The 16,873-nt window shown below is 54.6% G+C and carries 14 protein-coding genes; 3 read left to right on the top strand and 11 right to left on the bottom strand.

Translation table 11 applies throughout. The features are described 5' to 3' along the window. Positions 1-11 precede the first annotated feature (11 nt). The 9 genes from recC to rppH form a co-directional block, all read right to left on the bottom strand. Positions 12-3,383 (bottom strand): exodeoxyribonuclease V subunit gamma, encoded by a 3,372-nt coding sequence (gene recC / locus B9Y90_RS09880; protein WP_085541115.1) that lies wholly within the window; start codon positions 3,381-3,383, stop codon positions 12-14. A gap of 7 nt (positions 3,384-3,390) precedes the next feature. Then, on the bottom strand, positions 3,391-3,732 hold the full coding sequence (locus B9Y90_RS09885; RefSeq protein ID WP_085541116.1) for a prepilin-type N-terminal cleavage/methylation domain-containing protein: 342 nt from the start codon (positions 3,730-3,732) through the stop codon (positions 3,391-3,393). Further along, positions 3,714-4,148, bottom strand: coding sequence for a DUF2509 family protein (locus B9Y90_RS09890; protein WP_085541117.1), 435 nt, complete (start codon positions 4,146-4,148; stop codon positions 3,714-3,716). The genes B9Y90_RS09885 and B9Y90_RS09890 overlap by 19 nt, the downstream gene beginning before the upstream one ends. Then, positions 4,145-4,705 carry a prepilin peptidase-dependent protein gene (locus B9Y90_RS09895; RefSeq protein ID WP_085541118.1) on the bottom strand — a complete coding sequence of 187 codons (561 nt, stop codon included), beginning with the start codon at positions 4,703-4,705 and terminating at the stop codon, positions 4,145-4,147. The genes B9Y90_RS09890 and B9Y90_RS09895 overlap by 4 nt, the downstream gene beginning before the upstream one ends. After that, positions 4,699-5,166, bottom strand: a complete 468-nt coding sequence (locus tag B9Y90_RS09900) for a prepilin peptidase-dependent protein (RefSeq protein WP_085541119.1) — start codon at positions 5,164-5,166, stop codon at positions 4,699-4,701. The genes B9Y90_RS09895 and B9Y90_RS09900 overlap by 7 nt, the downstream gene beginning before the upstream one ends. A gap of 186 nt (positions 5,167-5,352) precedes the next feature. Then, positions 5,353-6,147, bottom strand: a complete 795-nt coding sequence (thyA, locus tag B9Y90_RS09905; protein ID WP_085541120.1) for a thymidylate synthase — start codon at positions 6,145-6,147, stop codon at positions 5,353-5,355. A 6-nt stretch (positions 6,148-6,153) separates the two neighbouring features. After that, entirely contained in the window at positions 6,154-7,026 is an 873-nt protein-coding gene (gene lgt, locus B9Y90_RS09910; RefSeq protein ID WP_008458462.1) for a prolipoprotein diacylglyceryl transferase, read from the bottom strand. A 174-nt stretch (positions 7,027-7,200) separates the two neighbouring features. Continuing rightward, the gene (gene ptsP, locus B9Y90_RS09915; protein ID WP_039287351.1) at positions 7,201-9,447 is read right to left on the bottom strand and encodes a phosphoenolpyruvate--protein phosphotransferase; all 2,247 of its coding nucleotides are present in this window, start codon (positions 9,445-9,447) and stop codon (positions 7,201-7,203) included. A gap of 12 nt (positions 9,448-9,459) precedes the next feature. Further along, positions 9,460-9,990, bottom strand: coding sequence for an RNA pyrophosphohydrolase (rppH, locus tag B9Y90_RS09920; RefSeq protein WP_008458467.1), 531 nt, complete (start codon positions 9,988-9,990; stop codon positions 9,460-9,462). 687 nt (positions 9,991-10,677) lie between these two features. On the opposite strand from rppH, the gene mutH reads away from it, so the two are divergent. The 3 genes from mutH (at position 10,678) to B9Y90_RS09940 (ending at position 12,927) form a co-directional block, all read left to right on the top strand. Then, entirely contained in the window at positions 10,678-11,364 is a 687-nt protein-coding gene (gene mutH, locus B9Y90_RS09930; RefSeq protein WP_085541121.1) for a DNA mismatch repair endonuclease MutH, read from the top strand. Between the two features lie 158 nt (positions 11,365-11,522). Then, positions 11,523-11,741, top strand: a complete 219-nt coding sequence (locus tag B9Y90_RS09935) for a YgdI/YgdR family lipoprotein (RefSeq protein WP_008458470.1) — start codon at positions 11,523-11,525, stop codon at positions 11,739-11,741. A 142-nt stretch (positions 11,742-11,883) separates the two neighbouring features. Then, positions 11,884-12,927, top strand: coding sequence for an NADP(H)-dependent aldo-keto reductase (locus B9Y90_RS09940; RefSeq protein WP_085541122.1), 1,044 nt, complete (start codon positions 11,884-11,886; stop codon positions 12,925-12,927). Positions 12,928-12,960: 33 nt separating this feature from the next. On the opposite strand, the gene lplT is transcribed toward B9Y90_RS09940, so the two are convergent. Together lplT and aas are read right to left on the bottom strand one after the other, a co-directional pair. After that, positions 12,961-14,157: a lysophospholipid transporter LplT gene (lplT, locus tag B9Y90_RS09945; protein WP_039287361.1), complete on the bottom strand. Its 1,197-nt coding sequence runs from the start codon at positions 14,155-14,157 to the stop codon at positions 12,961-12,963. Further along, on the bottom strand, positions 14,150-16,309 hold the full coding sequence (gene aas, locus B9Y90_RS09950; RefSeq protein WP_039287364.1) for a bifunctional acyl-ACP--phospholipid O-acyltransferase/long-chain-fatty-acid--ACP ligase: 2,160 nt from the start codon (positions 16,307-16,309) through the stop codon (positions 14,150-14,152). The genes lplT and aas overlap by 8 nt, the downstream gene beginning before the upstream one ends. Positions 16,310-16,873 lie beyond the last annotated feature (564 nt).

Consider the following 16,873-nt stretch of genomic DNA (forward strand, 5'->3'; position numbering starts at 1 on the left):
ACAACCCTTATTCAGGATTGGTTGAATCGGAACAAAGGCAACAGGTAGCGCTGGGCCTCTGAGATAATCGCTTCGTAATACTCGGCATTAAGGGTACGGTACAAACGTTGCAGCCAGATATCAGCCCCTTCCCCTTCTACCATATGGTTTCCTTCCCAGGCAGCCAGCAGCTTAGTGCGGGCTTTCTGCTGCGTCTCCTCATCCCATAAAATGGCATTATTTTGTGGGTCATAACAGGTTTTTATCCACGCGCCGCCGCTGTTATGCAGCAGCAGTAATGGCTGACGGAGACCTTCTTTATAACCCTCAACCAGTTGCGAAAGCCATGCCTTCGCTTCGTCCTGCGCCATATGAGGGAAACGCCACTGTGAATCTTTGCGCCCGTACATTCGACTCTCACCCAGGTAGCCGCTGGCGCAGTAGACCAGGTGTTCAATCCATAGCTGCATACCGTGAGCCACATTCAGTACCGAAGGACGCCAGCGCAGCAAGCCATCAGCCTGTACGTCCGACAGCCAGCCCGTTACTCTGGTTCCGTCGATGTGAAGATCAACTTCACAGCTTTCCCCTTTTTGCCGTTCGGCCAGCACTGTTTCAGCCAGCGTTTGCATTTCATTGCGCTGGTTTTCCCACAAGATTTCACCGAAAGCCCCGTACGGTAAAACGCCAGCAGCCCGATAGCGCACAAACAGTTGATGCGGATCGTCTTGTTGAACCAGCGTATTAAGCAGGTGCTGATTCAACTGAAAGCGATCGAGCACATCAAGGGTGAAAGGCTCCTCATCCGGCAATTCGGTCTCTTCAAGGCGGAAGTTAATACCCAGACGCATTTGGAAAAATGCCCGCACCGGGTGCCGCCAAAAGCGCTGGAGCTGCTCAAGGGTTATTTCGGCGCAGGGCTCAACGGCCAGAGGTTGAATAAAGTGAGCATGCTCCTCACCGGTGCCGCTGGCTGCGGGTAGCCACTCCTGAGCAAAGCTTTGTTGATCGCCACCAGCAAGGTAGTTGGTGCTGTCGAAAGGCGTTCGGGCATGAAGCATGACCAGGTGCTTTCTCACATGTTCGCTGCTGTCATCGGCATTACTTGCCGCATCCCCGGGGAGGTAGTGACTGCGAGCGACATAGTCCAGCAGTTCTTCCACCAGCACCGACGGGTAACGTCTGCTGTTGTCCTGAATCGAACGGCCGATATAGCTGATGTACAGCCGCTGCTGGGCCGAAATAAGCGCTTCAAGGAATAGGTAGCGGTCGTCGTCCCGGCGGCTGCGGTCCCCACGCTGCGGGTGCTGGCTCATCAGGTCAAAGCCCAATGGCGCAAGCGTTCGCGGATAGACACCGTCATTCATGCCCAGCAAACAAACGACCTTAAAGGGAATGGCGCGCATTGGCATCAGGGTACAGAAGTTTACCGGTCCGGCGAGGAAACGCTGGCTGATGCGCTCCTGGTCAAGACGCTGAGCCAGTTCATCGCGCAGTAAGGTTAATGGCACGGGTTGCTGATAGGCAGCATCAGTGCCTTTTTCAATCATCTCCTGCCACTGTTGCTCAATGAGCGCCAGCGCGGCTTCTGTTTCACTATCCGGCAAGAAGAAGCTGTTCAGCATCTCCCTGCATAGCGGTAACCATTCGTCTAAAGGGCGCTCCTGAGTTAACAGCTGACGCCAGCGGTTCAGCTGCATCAGTAACTCCGCAAGCTGCCCCACCAGTTCGGCAATCAGGCCGCTGGATTCATCATAGGGCAGGACTGAATCCCAAACTCCCGCCTGGCTTTCCATCGCATAACCCAGCAGCATACGGGTGAGGCCAAAACGCCAGGTGTGCTGCCCGGTAGCAGGCAGCGCCAGCTCGCGAACGTTGTCATCATCAATACCCCAGCGAATTCCAGACTCATTCACCCATTTACGCAGGTAGCGCAGCCCTTCTTCATCAATAGAGAAACGCGCCGCCAGCGCAGGCACTTCCAGCAGCGCCAGTACATCCTCTGCCGCAAAACGGCTTTCCGGCAAGCCAAGCAGTAAAATGAACGCCTGCAGCGCCGGGTGAGCCTGGCGAGCACGCCGGTCAGAAATGGCAAACGGCAACCAACGTTCATCCTTCGCGCGACCAAATACCGCCTGAATAAACGGGCTGTAGCTATCAATATCGGCAACCATCACGATAATATCGCGCGGCGTAAGTTCCGGATCAGCCTCCAGCATCGCCAGCAGTTGATCGTGCAACACTTCAACTTCACGCTGCGGGCTGTGGCATTCATGGAATGTCACAGAACGATCGTTAAGATCCAGCCCCCGTTTGCCGTCACTGCGTTCATACTCCTTAGCCGTCAGCCCCAGTACCTGCGAATCCTTCAGCTCCAGCAGATCATGCTGCAGCCCGTGGAGAAGGTTACCGGGTTCTAAATCGACAAAAACATCGATCTCTTCAAAACGCTCCAGCTCAGAAAGCAAAAAGGCGTAGTCGCGCCCTAATTTCCCCCAAGAGGCTAGCAAGGAATTCCCTACGTCCTGCTCACCAAGTTCATTAAACAGCGAAGAGGCATTGTCGTTGTCCTTAAACAAGGTCAGTTCCCGGTCGGCCTGGTGCAAACGGCGGCGGCGGCTAACAAGACGAGCAAGAAACGCCGGATCTTTAATATCACCCCAGTAGTAGCGGCAGGGGTTGGTAAACAGCACATGGACATCGATATGCTTACCCAGCGCCTGCAGAGCCTGAAGGTACACCGGTGGCAGAGCGGATATCCCACAAATAAAGACGCGAGGCGGGAGACCTGCCGGGCAAACCTCGCTTTTCTCAAGAGCGCTAATAAAACGCTGGTAGAGATTGGCACGATGCCATTCAGGTTGCCCCAGCTCGGCGGTGTAGCGCACCAGTTCGGCCCAAAGCGGGGCCTGCCAGAGCTGAGACTCTCCCACACCTTCGACAAGCTCGCCCTTCTCCCAACGGCTTAACCAGCCGGGGCGATAGACCAGATACTGGTCATAAAGGTCGGCAATCCGGGAAGAAAGTTGAAACAGCTTACGGCTGCTGTCGTCTTCCTGCAGATAGTGGCCAAGTAGTGTGAACTCAGGTTTGTGGAGCATATTGGGGATAAGCGTCATCAGCTTCCAGCTCATGCTCTGCTTGTTGAAAGCACTTTCTTTTGGGATGTCGGGCAATACCCTCACGAACATGTCCCAGATAAAACTGGCGGGCAGCGGAAACTCGATGTTCGCTGCAATGCCAAACTTCTGCGCCAGCGTCATTTGCAGCCACTGTGCCATCCCGGTGCTTTGCACCAGTACCACTTCCGGCTCAAAAGGATCCGGCAGCGGCTGCCGCTCCACAATGAACTCCATGATAGCTTCCAGCACATCAAGGCGGTTGGAATGGTAGACACGCAACATAAAATCGCTACTCCTGACGTTGTTCTGACCGTGGGCACTCGAGCCTCGAAAGCTGCGCTATCCGGCCCTCTGGACTTGTTACAGTAACGTCGATGCTGACACATCCCAAAGACGATGTCTGCTGTTGATGCACATTCCATGCATCTGAAAGTGGACGAACTTCTGGCTCTGTCTGCTCACGCGCGACCCGCCACAACTGCCTTAGCTGCCATTGGCTGGTGAAACCCTGCTGCAATACGCGGTGGTACCCCAGTAATGCCGTCATCACAATCGCAAACAGCGCCAGGGCACATAGCACCTCCGGGAGGCTGAACCCACCCTGCCGGGAGACTATCGAGGCAGTTTGCATAAGTCATCGTCCAGTAAAGGGCAAAAATCCAGCCAGCCCTGCGCGGAAGCCACTAATTTATTCCCCTGAAGTACACCCCAGCGCCACAATGTAAACGGTAACGTGGGCCCTGCAGCAGAACCGGAAGCAGCCAGTAAGGCCTCACCTTTATTGGTTAAGTGCAGACAGGCGTGCCACTGATTACGTGACTCAAACTGACATTGCCAGGTTCTCTGCGGCTGCCAGCTTTGTTTTTCCCCCCATGCCAGCGCAGATCTTGCAGCCGTCTGATTTTTAATAAACTGAATCTCGGCGGCAACCTCAAAGCGCTGGGCGCTAAGTTGCCGGGAAAGCCCACTCAGCATCAGAGAACCAACCGCGAGCAGCATCAACACCATCAGCAAAGAGGTACTCCCTTTCTCTTGCTTGCTGCTCATAAATTCTCTCCACTCACCGTGTAGCTAAGCTCCACAGGACGTCCACCTTGCTTCAGATACGCGGCAAGACTAACGAGTAATAAAGGCCTGCCGGTTTTGCGTTTCTGGCGAATCAAGGAAAAATGTTGCACCACCAATTGCGTCGGGTCAGACATTCTTTCCCAGCCGGTGCCTTCACAATGATCTACGCCCTTTTGGGTCTCCAGACTGCCGTCACGCAAGCGATAGCCCGTCTGTTCATTTTGACTACCGGGGGCCGTGTCCCAGCGGCCATTACCGTTGGCATCCCACTGCAATACCACGCAGCTTCCGTTGTTCATAAGCTTTACAGCCTCCCCCTGACACTGGCCGCGACAATAACCCGCGCGCTGTAAATTTTTTCCAACGGTGAACGCCATTTGCCAGAGAGCTTCCTGCTGGGCAACGTAACTGTACTGGCGTAAAATCTCCCCCTGCAAAGCGGGGAAAAGCCTTGAGGTACCAAGCAACAACGCGCTGCTCAGTGCCATCGCAATAAGCGTTTCGAGTAACGTAAACCCTCTCTGAGCGTTTAACATGACTTGTCACCAGACATTTCGCACAACCGGATTCGCCCCCAAACCGATATCGTCACTTTCCAGCGACCGGCCTTACTTTTCAAAATAAGGTGCCCAGGCCAGGTCGTATTGCGAATACCGTAGAAACCTAACCCGGCAGTCATCTCTTCCACGGCGATATCGTCAAACTCGGAGGTAAACGCCAGCCTTGGGTTTTCCGAACAGTTTTCTTCAGCGGCACGGCTTGCCAGACACCAGCTTTTGCCAAATCGGTGCAGCGCCAAAAGATGGGTTTGGTTGTTCCAGTTAGCGTCATTTCTTAGCCGCGAGAGAAAGTGACTCAGCTGCTGAGCCGTTTGCCGCAACTGCACTCTCTGCTGCCACTCTTGCCAGCCGTGAAGCCCCCCTGCGCTGAGTACGGCAACAATGGCCATCACCACCATCACCTCAATAACGCTAAAACCACGTTGGTTGATTTTCATGGGGGTGAGTGTGGGCAACAGAGGCTCAATGAGCCAGCTCGCAAATCGAATGATTCGACACATGCCGGAAGAAAATTAAGACGTTACGGAGAGTTGCATACGCTCTGGAATCAATGCCGAAGAAGCAAAACCAGGGCAAAAAAAACCGGCGCACTCAGGCACCGGTTCTGTCACGCTGTCGACAAGTTAAATGGCGACAGGCGCTTTGATCGCCGGATGTGGATCGTAGCCTTCAATCTCGAAGTCTTCGAAACGGTAGTCAAACAATGACTCCGGCTTGCGCTTGATAACCAGCTTCGGCAGCGCGCGCGGCTCACGGGTTAGCTGCAGGCGGGTCTGTTCCAGGTGGTTGCTGTACAGATGTGTATCCCCCCCGGTCCAGACAAAATCGCCCACTTCCAGCTCGCACTGCTGCGCCATCATATGCACCAACAGCGCATAACTGGCGATGTTGAACGGCAAACCAAGGAAGATGTCGCAAGAGCGCTGGTAGAGCTGGCAAGAGAGTTTGCCATCTGCCACATAGAACTGGAAAAACGCGTGGCATGGGGCCAGCGCCATTTTATCCAGCTCGCCCACGTTCCACGCAGAGACAATAATGCGCCGGGAATCGGGGTCGTCTTTCAGTTGCTTCAAAACGGTAGTTAGCTGATCAATATAACGCCCATCAGGGGTTGCCCAGGAGCGCCACTGCTTACCGTAAACCGGGCCAAGATCGCCGTTTTCATCCGCCCATTCGTCCCAAATCGTCACCTTGTTTTCTTTCAGGTACGCGATATTGGTATCGCCATTGAGGAACCAAAGCAGCTCATGAATGATCGAACGCAGGTGACATTTTTTGGTGGTAACCAGCGGGAAGCCTTCCTGCAGGTTAAAGCGCATTTGATGCCCAAAAATCGACAACGTGCCGGTACCGGTACGGTCCGCTTTTGGTGTGCCCTCTTCGAGCACTTTTTTCATCAAATCAAGATACTGTTTCATGTCACCTCACGAAAGTTGCTGCTGCGGACGGCGGTAAGCCCAGACCATCATAATGATACCGGCAACAATCATCGGAATCGACAGGATCTGCCCCATGCTGATGTACTGCACCCATGTGCCGGTGAACTGTGCATCAGGTTGGCGGAAGAATTCCACGATGATGCGGAACGCGCCGTAGCCAATCAGGAACAGACCAGAGACCGAGCCCATCGGGCGAGGCTTACGAATAAACAGGTTCAGGATGATGAACAGCACAACCCCTTCCAGCGCCAGCTCATAAAGCTGCGATGGATGGCGAGGCAGAACACCGTAGGTGTTGAACAGCGACTGCCATTCCGGGTGCGTAGCCAGCAGGCCAACGTCTTCACTGCGCGAGCCTGGGAACAGCATGGCGAAGCGGAAGTTCGGGTCAACGCGGCCCCACAGTTCGCCGTTGATGAAGTTGCCGAGACGGCCAGCCCCCAAACCAAACGGGATCAGCGGCGCAATAAAATCAGAGACCTGGAAGAAAGTACGTTTGGTGCGACGCGCGAACCAAATCATCACGCAGATAACACCGATCAGGCCGCCGTGGAAGGACATACCGCCGTCCCAGACTTTGAACAGGTAGAGAGGATCGGCAAGGAAGACCGGCAGATTGTAGAAGAAGACATAGCCCAGACGTCCTCCCAGGAACACGCCAAGGAACCCTGCATACAGCAGATTCTCTACTTCATTTTTCGTCCAGCCGCTGCCTGGGCGGCTGGCGCGGCGCCCGGCAAGCCACATGGCAAACACGAACCCAACCAGGTACATGAGCCCGTACCAGTGCAGGGAAACCGGCCCGATGGAGAAAAGCACCGGGTCAAATTCAGGGAAACGCAGATAGCCACTATTCATCTGTCACCACAAGCTATTGTTACCTCACCCAAAATAGAAGGTGAGTGGCAAGTACGCACCGCTCTCGATGCGCTCCGAAAGCAGCGGATCATAGCACAAACGGCCGGAGTGATTGATTATGGAAGTTGTAAAAGATGTGTAATGTCCCGGCGATACCGGGACATTGCGAACGGATCAACGCCCGCCGCGAATCAGGCCACCCATGCCACGCCGCTCCATAAAGGCCGCAACCTGATGGCGCACTTCCGTCGCCATTTGAGCCTCAAGTGTACGCTGAGCGAGCACCTCGGCCTCTTCAAGCTGGATATGGCGCAGCAGGTATTTAATACGTGCGACGGAACGGCCGTTCATTGAGAGATGACGGTAGCCCATCCCAACCAGAATCGCGACGCACATCGGGTCACCGGCCATTTCACCGCACAGGCACAGGTCGATGTCATAACGCTCCGCTTCACGCGCAATCAGGTTCAGCGTGCGAAGCATCGCCGGATGCAGGCTATCGTAAAGGTTAGCCACTCGGGTGTTGTTACGGTCAACCGCAAGCAAATACTGCGTAAGGTCGTTTGTGCCAACGGAAATAAAATCAATACGCCCAGCCAGATGCCCCAACATGAACACCATGGACGGCACTTCAACCATTACCCCAAGCCTCAGCTTAGGCAGCTGATAGCCTAATTCCTCTTCGACTTCCCGGCCCGCACGATCGATAAGTCTGCGCGCATCATCGATCTCATCAATGCTGGTGATCATCGGCAGCAGGATACTCAAATTCCCCGTGGCCGCATTCGCCCGCAGCATTGCGCGGACCTGGATCAGAAAGATCTCTGGCTGATCCAGCGTAATACGGATACCTCGCCAGCCGAGACAAGGATTCTCTTCGCTGATGGGCATATACGGAAGCTGTTTATCCGCCCCAACGTCCAGCGTTCGCAGCGTCACAGGTTTGTCGTTAAACATCTGCAACATGCCCTGATACTGCGCAACCTGCTCTTCTTCAGACGGGAAACCGCTTTGCAGCATAAACGGAATTTCGGTGCGGTACAGCCCGATGCCGTCGATACGGCTGCCAAGCTGTTCTTCATGCTCAGGACTAAGCCCGGCATTCAGCATCACCTGCACCCGCTCGCCGCTTTTTAACGCCGCGGGCTGTTCCACATCATCTTCCGCCAGGCGACTAAGTTCGTTCTCCTCGGTCACCAGGCGCTGGTATTCCTGCAGCAGAACCGGCTCAGGATCCACCAGCAACTCACCGCGATAGCCGTCCACGATCAGCATACGGCGATGCAGCGCCGATGGCTGAATATCGGCCCCCATGACGGTTGGGATACCCAGCGCGCGGACCATAATGGCAGCATGAGAGTTTGCCGCACCATCGCGTACGACAACGCCCGCCAGACGGTTTTGCGGCAGTTCGGCAAGCGTGGTGGCTGAAAGCTCGTCGGCCACCAGCACAAAGCGTTCAGGCCAGGTATTCGGGCTTTGAATCGTGTCGTCGAGGTGGAACAACAGGCGTTGCCCCAGCGCCCTGAGGTCACCCGCCCGCTCTTTCAGGTAGCTGTCTGAAAGGCTGGCAAATTGTTCAGCGAATTTCTCCACCACCGTTTTCACCGCCCACTCCGCCACAAGGCCTTTATCCACTTCGGCAAAAAGCTCGCGGCGAAGGCGTGCGTCGGTCAGCAGGTGAGAATATAAATCGAAGATTGCCGCAGTCTCTTTCTGAGCCCCGGCGGCAAAACGCTTGCTGTAGCGGCGGAACTCCCCGGAAGCCTCTTCGAGCGCGGCGGTCAAACGCTCGCGCTCAAGTGCAGTATCGAGAGTCGACGCCTCAAACACTTGCTCCATCAGCGGGACGGTAGTGTCCATCCAGCCTTCGGCAATGGCCACCCCAGGTGATGCAGGCAGCGCGCGAATACGCGTCTGACGATATTGCCCAAACAGAGCCGCTAGCTGAGACTGGGATAATATCCCGGCCATCTGCGTTGCCAGCGTAACGAGGAAAGACTCTTCGCTCTCATCGTACTGCCGGTGCTCTCTTTGCTGGACAACCAACACGCCCAGAAGCTGACGGCGCTGGATAATAGGCACCCCGAGGAAAGCGCGAAAACGCTCCTCTTTTACCGCGGGCACATATTTAAAGCTGGGGTGTTTTTGCGCATCGGCAAGGTTAATCGGCTCCGCGAGCCTCCCAACCAGGCCAACAATACCTTCGTCAAAGGCAAGCGTGACGGTTCGGCCGCGAGGTTTCTTTAATCCACGCGTCGCCATAAGGTAAAAACAGCGGCGCTCGTGATCGGCGAGATAAACCGAGCAAACCTCGGTATCCATCGCAAGGCAGATGTCAGTCACCAAAATGTCCAGCGCCTCATTGAGACGCGGGGCACTAGCGACTTTTTCGACTATTTCTCGCAGACGGGTGAGCATTTTTCGCGTGACTTAACCTCTTTTACGTCGCCATGCAGGCGAGTTATTGCGTGGTGGCGTAACTTCCTGCAGTGGCATCACCACGCTGGCAAACTCTTTCATCACGCGGCGATAGACATCGCGCTTGAATGAAACAACCTGACGGACCGGATACCAATAACTGACCCAGCGCCAGCCATCAAATTCCGGCGTGCTGCTGGTTTGCATGTTGATCTCACCGTCGCTGCTCAGCAACTGCAAAAGAAACCATTTTTGTTTTTGGCCGATACAAACCGGCTTTGTGTCCCAACGCACCAAACGTTTAGGTAATTTGTAACGCAACCAGTTTCGGGTCGAGGCAAGAATGCGAACATCTTTTCTTTGTAGGCCGACTTCTTCGAAAAGCTCCCGGTACATTGCCTGTTCAGCGGACTCGCCAGGATTAATGCCCCCCTGAGGAAATTGCCAGGAATGTTGACCAAAGCGTCGCGCCCACATCACCTGTCCCTGCCGATTACATATTACGATCCCAACGTTGGGGCGGTAGCCATCATCATCGATCACCGGACTACCTCAAAACAAACTTAGATTGCATCGATTGTTTCATACAAGTGTCAGGCGGTAAACCACTCTCTCGGCGGCGTTTGCATGGAATAACATTTGAATAACTCACAAAAGATAGCCGGGTTATAAACAGGGACTGGTCAAAACCGGCGGTTTTATTCACTTTTTCTGTGGATATAACTGTGAAGAACTACCGAATTACATCGGGACAACTCGGGACAAGTAAAATCAGGAGCAATCCTAACACACATTAAAGTCTTTATATTTCATAATTATAATACTATAAAAATGACACATGAATTTCATAATGTGATGATCGTCACATATGAAGATCGCCTACTGATGAAAGATCGAGCAATGTCGTTTTTATCCACAGATTGTGCCAACAAGTTAGTCACAAATCGGTGATAAATTGTATTTTAGCGCCCCGTCAAGGCTGTAAATGGAACCAGTAGTCATGCTTTTTCCCAGTTATCCCACTTTTCTGTGGATAACATGGTGTAAGATCCTGTTCATTGTCAGTGACCAGATTTGGAAAAGCCTTTTTAATGTTGCTGCAACGAAACGGCTGCCTTTAAAAACTCATTATAAATCAGAATATTGTTAATCTTATCCTCAGACGACTAAACTAAGCTTTCGCTGTGCACAAAGTGCGTTCATTTTTTAACCAAAAAACATCAATGAGTTATGCAACCAATACGTCCGCTCATCACGCCCCCACGCAGTGAAGCCGAGCTGCTCCAGCAGGCGCAAAGCGTCGCAGGTTACACCCTTGGCGAACTGGCGGCCTGCGCCGGCATAAAGACGCCGAAAGACCTGAAGAGAGATAAAGGCTGGATTGGCGTGCTGCTGGAGCTGTGGCTGGGTGCCAGCGCGGGCAGTAAACCCGAACAAGACTTTGCCGCTCTCGGGATCGAACTGAAAACGATCCCGGTGGATAGCCTTGGCCGCCCGCTGGAAACCACGTTCGTCTGCGTCGCGCCGTTAACCGGTAATAGCGGCGTCATTTGGGAAACCAGCCATGTACGGCATAAGCTCAAGCGCGTGCTGTGGATCCCGGTTGAGGGAGAAAGGCAGATCCCGCTTGCCGAGCGACACGTCGGTTCTCCATTGTTATGGAGTCCTTCAGAAGAAGAAGAGCAGCAGCTGCGCCTGGACTGGGAAGAACTGATGGATCTGATCGTGCTGGGCCAGGTCGAGCGCATTACCGCCCGTCACGGCGAAGTACTGCAGCTGCGGCCAAAAGCCGCCAACAGTCGGGCGTTAACAGAGGCCATTGGTGCTGACGGCTCACCTATTCTCACGCTACCTCGCGGCTTCTACTTAAAGAAGAATTTCACCGCCGCCTTGCTCGCACGGCACTTTACGCTTTAAAACAAGCAATGAGAAAGCGAATCCAGGTTTCTGTCAGCAAGTGCCGGAGAATGTTACATTTCCCTTAGCCTATTAAGAATTTGCTGCTTTCCTTCCCCTGTTCATCAGGTTATTACTAGACTTATTAACGAGATCCCTTCCTGACGAGGAACCTAACGATGACTAAATGGGCAGTAGCAATCTCCGCCATTGGTCTTGCCTTTGCCGTTTCAGGCTGCAGCAGTGACTACGTAATGGCCACCAAAGATGGACGAATGATTTTGACCGAAGGCAAGCCGAAGGTCGATGAAGATACCGGCCTGGTAAGCTACCGTGACCAGCAAGGTAATGAAATGCAGATCAACCGCAACGACGTCTCCCAGATTATTGAGCGCTAATCTCCCAGGGTCAGCCCCTCGGCTGGCCTGATGATTTTTCTTCTTTTCCCCTCTTCCGCTTTGCTCCGGCCTCTGCCATGTTTATAGACCTTTTGTCGGGTAACGATGCCTGACGAGTCAAAAGAACAACAGGAAGCCGGCTATGCACTATCACCGTATCCCCCACAGTTCACTTGAAGTCAGCACGCTGGGGCTGGGAACCATGACCTTTGGTGAACAAAACAGCGAGGCCGATGCCCACCAACAGCTCGATTACGCAGTCAGTCAGGGCGTGAATCTGATTGATGTCGCGGAAATGTACCCGGTACCGCCGCGCCCGGAAACTCAGGGCTTAACCGAGAGCTATGTCGGCAGCTGGCTTAAAGCTCGCGGCAACCGCGAAAAGTTGGTTGTTGCTTCCAAAGTCACTGGCCCAACACGCAACAACGATGCGGGCATCCGCCCAAACCAGATCCTCGACCGGAAAAACATCCGCGAAGCGTTGGATGCCAGCCTCAAGCGCCTGCAAACCGATTACCTCGACCTCTACCAGGTTCACTGGCCGCAGCGCCAGACCAACATGTTTGGCAAACTTGGCTACACCTGGAGCGACACGACCTCGCTACCGGTAACGCTGCTGGAAACTCTTGAAGCGCTGACTGAGTGCCAGCGTGCCGGGAAAATTCGCTATATCGGCGTCTCGAACGAAACGCCGTGGGGCGTAATGCGCTATCTGCAGCTTGCGGAAAAACACGATCTGCCGCGCATTGTGACCATTCAAAACCCCTACAGTCTGTTAAACCGCAGCTTTGAAGTGGGCCTGTCTGAAATCAGCCAGCACGAAGGCGTTGAGCTGCTGGCTTATTCCTGCCTCGCCTTCGGCGTACTGTCGGGTAAATACCTTAACGGGGCCAAACCGGCGGGCGCTCGCAACACGCTGTTTAGCCGCTTTACGCGCTACAGCGGCGAGCAGTCGCAAAAAGCCGTGGCGGCCTACGTGGAGATAGCTAAACACCATAACCTCGACCCGGCGCAAATGGCGCTGGCCTTCGTTCGCCGCCAGCCGTTTGTGGCCAGCACGCTGCTCGGTGCCACGACGCTGGACCAGCTGAAAACTAACCTTGAAAGCCTGCATTTGACGCTAAGCGAAGAGGTGATTGAGGAGATTGAAGCGGTGCATCGCATCTATACTTACCCTGCACCATAAAAAATTAAGGCCCTCGAAAAGAGGGCCTTTTTGTTATTTCTGTTTGATTTGCCACAGCCAGAGCGCGCTAATCGCTAGCGCGAACACCGCCCCAAATCCAATGCCAATGCCAACGATGGACGCCCCGGTTTTCACCGCCAGTGAGAACAGACCCAGCATCAAAAGCATGGCCGTGTTTTCACCCAGGTTTTGCACAGCAATGGCGTTACCGGCCCCGACCGTGTGCTTGCCGCGCTCCTGCAGCAGCGCGTTGAGCGGCACCACGAAGAAACCACCCAACAGGCCAATCAACACCAGCAAAGCGTAAGAAGGCAGCAGAGAATGCTGGAGAGCAAAAATCAGTACACCAACGCCAATTAAAATCCCGGCAGGCATGCAGCGGGCGACGGTTTCCAGCGTCACCAGTTTCGCGGCTGCCCCGGCCCCTACCACAATCCCAACGGCAACCATCGCGTTAAGGTAAGTCGGCGTCGCGTTATCCGTGATCCCTAACGCCACCGGCACCCACAGCACCAGCAGGAAGCGCAGCGTCACGCCCGCTCCCCAGAACAGGCTGGTGCCTACCAGCGAGAAGCGCGTTTCTCCGCTGCGCCAAAGGCTGCGGCAGGCGGAAAAGAAGCTGTGCGTCATCGGCTTGAAACGCCATGACTGACCGGGGCGCGCGGCGGCAAGTTTAGGGATAAAGACGTTGGCAACCACCGCCCCACCGTATACCAGCGCGCACACGACCAGCGCCGCCGTCAGGTTCCAGTCTGCCAGCACGCCGCCGGCAACGGATCCCAGCAGGATCGCCGCAATGGTAGAGGACTCCATCAGGCCGTTGGCCTTCACCAACCGATCGCCCGTGGTCAGCTCGCCAAGAATGCCGTATTTAGCCGGTGAATAGGCCGCCGCGCCGATGCCCACCAGCGTATAGCCGACAAACGGATTTAGCCCCAGCGCGATAACCGCCGCACCAACAAGTTTCATACTGTTCGCCAGCATCATCACTCGCCCTTTGGCGAAGCTGTCGGCTACCTGCCCTACAAACGGCGCAAAGAGGATATACGCACCGACAAACACCATTTGCAGCACCGGCTGGCTCCAGTCCGGGTAGAACTGCTGCTTGAGCACCGCGAGCGTGGCGAATAGCAGCGCGTTATCACCAAAAGCCGATAAAAACTGCGCCGCGGTCACCGCCATCATGCCGCGAGACCACAAAGAACCGCTATTGCCAGCCTGTTCAGCCATGGGCTTTCTCCGCTTCATCAACCTGTGCTTTCAGGGTGACAAAATCTGGTTTTCCGCTGCCTAACACCGGCAGTTGCTTGAGGAAGCGAATATCGCGCGGCACCGCCAGCTCAGGCACACCGTGCTCGCGCGCATAATGCAGAAGTTTTTCGCGGTTAAGCTCGCTGTCGGTGGTAAACATCACCAAGGCTTCGCCTTTGGCGGCGTCGTGCTTCACCACCGTGGCATGCAGCTTGTCAGGCGAAATGCCGATAGCCATCTGTTCAACCATCTCGAGCGACACCATCTCCCCGGCGATTTTGGCAAAGCGCTTCGCACGCCCCTGGATCACGCAATAGCCCTGCTCGTCAAAGGTCACGATATCGCCGGTGTCGTACCAGCCGGGTTCCATTTCGCCGAGGCCGTTTTCAGCTTCAGGCTTCTCCAGCACGCCCGGATTTTCCACACGCAGATAGCCGTTCATGATGTTTGGCCCTTTCAGCTGCAGCCTTCCGCCCTGCTCAATGCCTGGCACCGCCAGCAGGCGAGCATCCATTGCCGGGAGAATACGGCCCACTGTGCCCGGCTTCGCCGCCATCGGCACGTTGATAGACACCACCGGCGCGCACTCGGTCACGCCGTAGCCTTCCAGAATGCGCAGGCCAAACTTGTCCTGCCACAGCTGCTTAGTGCTTTCCTGCAGCTTTTCTGCCCCGGCAACCACATAGCGCAGGCGGAAGAAATCATACGGATTAGCAAAACGGGCATAGTTACCGAGGAACGTCGAAGTACCAAACACCACCGTACAATTGCGGTCGTAAATGAGCTCCGGTACCACACGGTAATGCAGCGGGCTTGGATAAAGGAACACTTCCGCCCCGGTCAGCAAAGGCGTGAACAGCCCCACCGTCAGACCAAAAGAGTGGAAGAGCGGCAGCGCGGACATAAACCGGTCATCGGCGGTGAAATCCGCGATAGTGCGAATCTGCTCTACGTTGGCCAGCAGGCTTTTATGGCTGTGCACCACGCCTTTTGGGTTGCCTTCCGAGCCGGAGGTAAACAGCACCATCGCCGCGTCTTCCGGCTGCTGCTTCACCTGGGCCAGGCGAGGCGCAAGCAGATGAGCAAAGATCCACACTTTATCCTGCAGAGTGATGGTCGACCTTAAATCTTCCAGATAAACCCACCGCACCTGCGTCAGCTGTTCCGGCAGGTGCCACAGCTTGCCCTTTTCCAGGAACTGTCGGGAGGTAAAGACCGTCTTGATTTGCGCCGCAGTAATCGCGCTGGTCAGCCCTTTTACGCCGGCCGTGTAGTTCATCATTGCCGGAATGCGGCCGCGTGAAGAAGCGCCAAAAATTACCGCCGCGCTGATCGCTGCGTTCGGCAGCATCAAACCAATGGTTTCACCCTGTTTGCTGTATTTATCGAGAATTCGGCCTACAAATAGCGTTTTTTTCAGCAGCGAGCTGTAGGTATCTGGCTTGAAGTTAATGTCTTCAATACAGTTTTTACGCGAACCGTAACGATCCTTCGCCGCCAGTAGCGCCTCAAAAAGTGTCTCACGCGGGCGCACGGCCATACGCGCTTCCATCATGATTTGGTGCAGCATCTCGCCGGCCATTTTACGGCGATCCCGGGCCCGTGGGGCTTCCGGCATTGCAATGGAGGTTGGAGGTAAAAGATGCAGACTAATGCGTGGGAAAGCCCGGCGTTTTACCAGTCCTTTCAGGCGGCTAAAGAAAGTCAGCTCCGCGCCGTCGATGCGCAAAGGCACAACCGTGGCCTGTGCTTTAGCTGCCACAAACCCGGCGCCATCGTAGATTTTCATCAACGACCCGGTCACGCTGATGCGCCCTTCCGGGAAAATCACCACCGGACGCCCCTGCTCCACCAGACGTACCAGATGCTTGATAGACATCGGCTTGGTCGGGTCCAGCGGGACAAAATCAATCAGCGGCTTAAGCCAGCGCATAAACCACTGCTGGCTAATTGAGGAGTAGACCGCGAATACCGGGCGCACCGGCAAGAAGAGTGCAACCAGGATCCCATCCAGAAACGAGACGTGGTTCGGCACAATCAGCACCCGCTGTCCTTGAAGCACCTGCGGATCGCCGGAAAGCGTTACCCGGAACAGAATGCGAAATAGCGCGCGGAAAAAAGCAAAAAGCATAGCGACTCTCTTTGTCGTCTGTCGGTCAGCATTAAGTGTAGAGTCGCAGAGTACACCAGTTGCGTTAAGTGCGGGAGGGGGCTCAAAAAATGGCAAAAAAAAACCTGCGCATCTGCGCAGGTTGGTGCAAAAGAATTGTACTCAGCAGAGTACCAGGAATTCTCACCAATCAATACCTCTGGGATCTGAATTGTCTCGTGCCGCCAGCGGCGAAACCAGCGGCAAAAAGCAAAGGAATGAGCCCAAGTGCAACCAGGTGTTTAAATTCTCGATTCTTGTTACAGGCGGCGGGATTCAGGCAAAAAAAAACCTGCGCATCCGCGCAGGTTGGTGTAATTCATAGGATCAGCAAATAATCGCTGACTTCACCTATCAATACCTCTGGGACCACAAATGTAGCAGCGGCGTCTTCTATTAAGCTACGCTGAAATCGCAACAGCCGACTGCAAAATGTAAGCAAAGATTTGAGCGGAAACGTTTAAAAATCCGCGACATGCACTAAAAAGAGGCAACTGAGTGAGGCGAGTGTAACCGTTACACGCTTTCGCCTTGATTTTGTTCTAC

The sequence above is a fragment of the Cedecea sp. NFIX57 genome (assembly GCF_900177785.1).
GTDB lineage: Bacteria > Pseudomonadota > Gammaproteobacteria > Enterobacterales > Enterobacteriaceae > Cedecea > Cedecea neteri_C.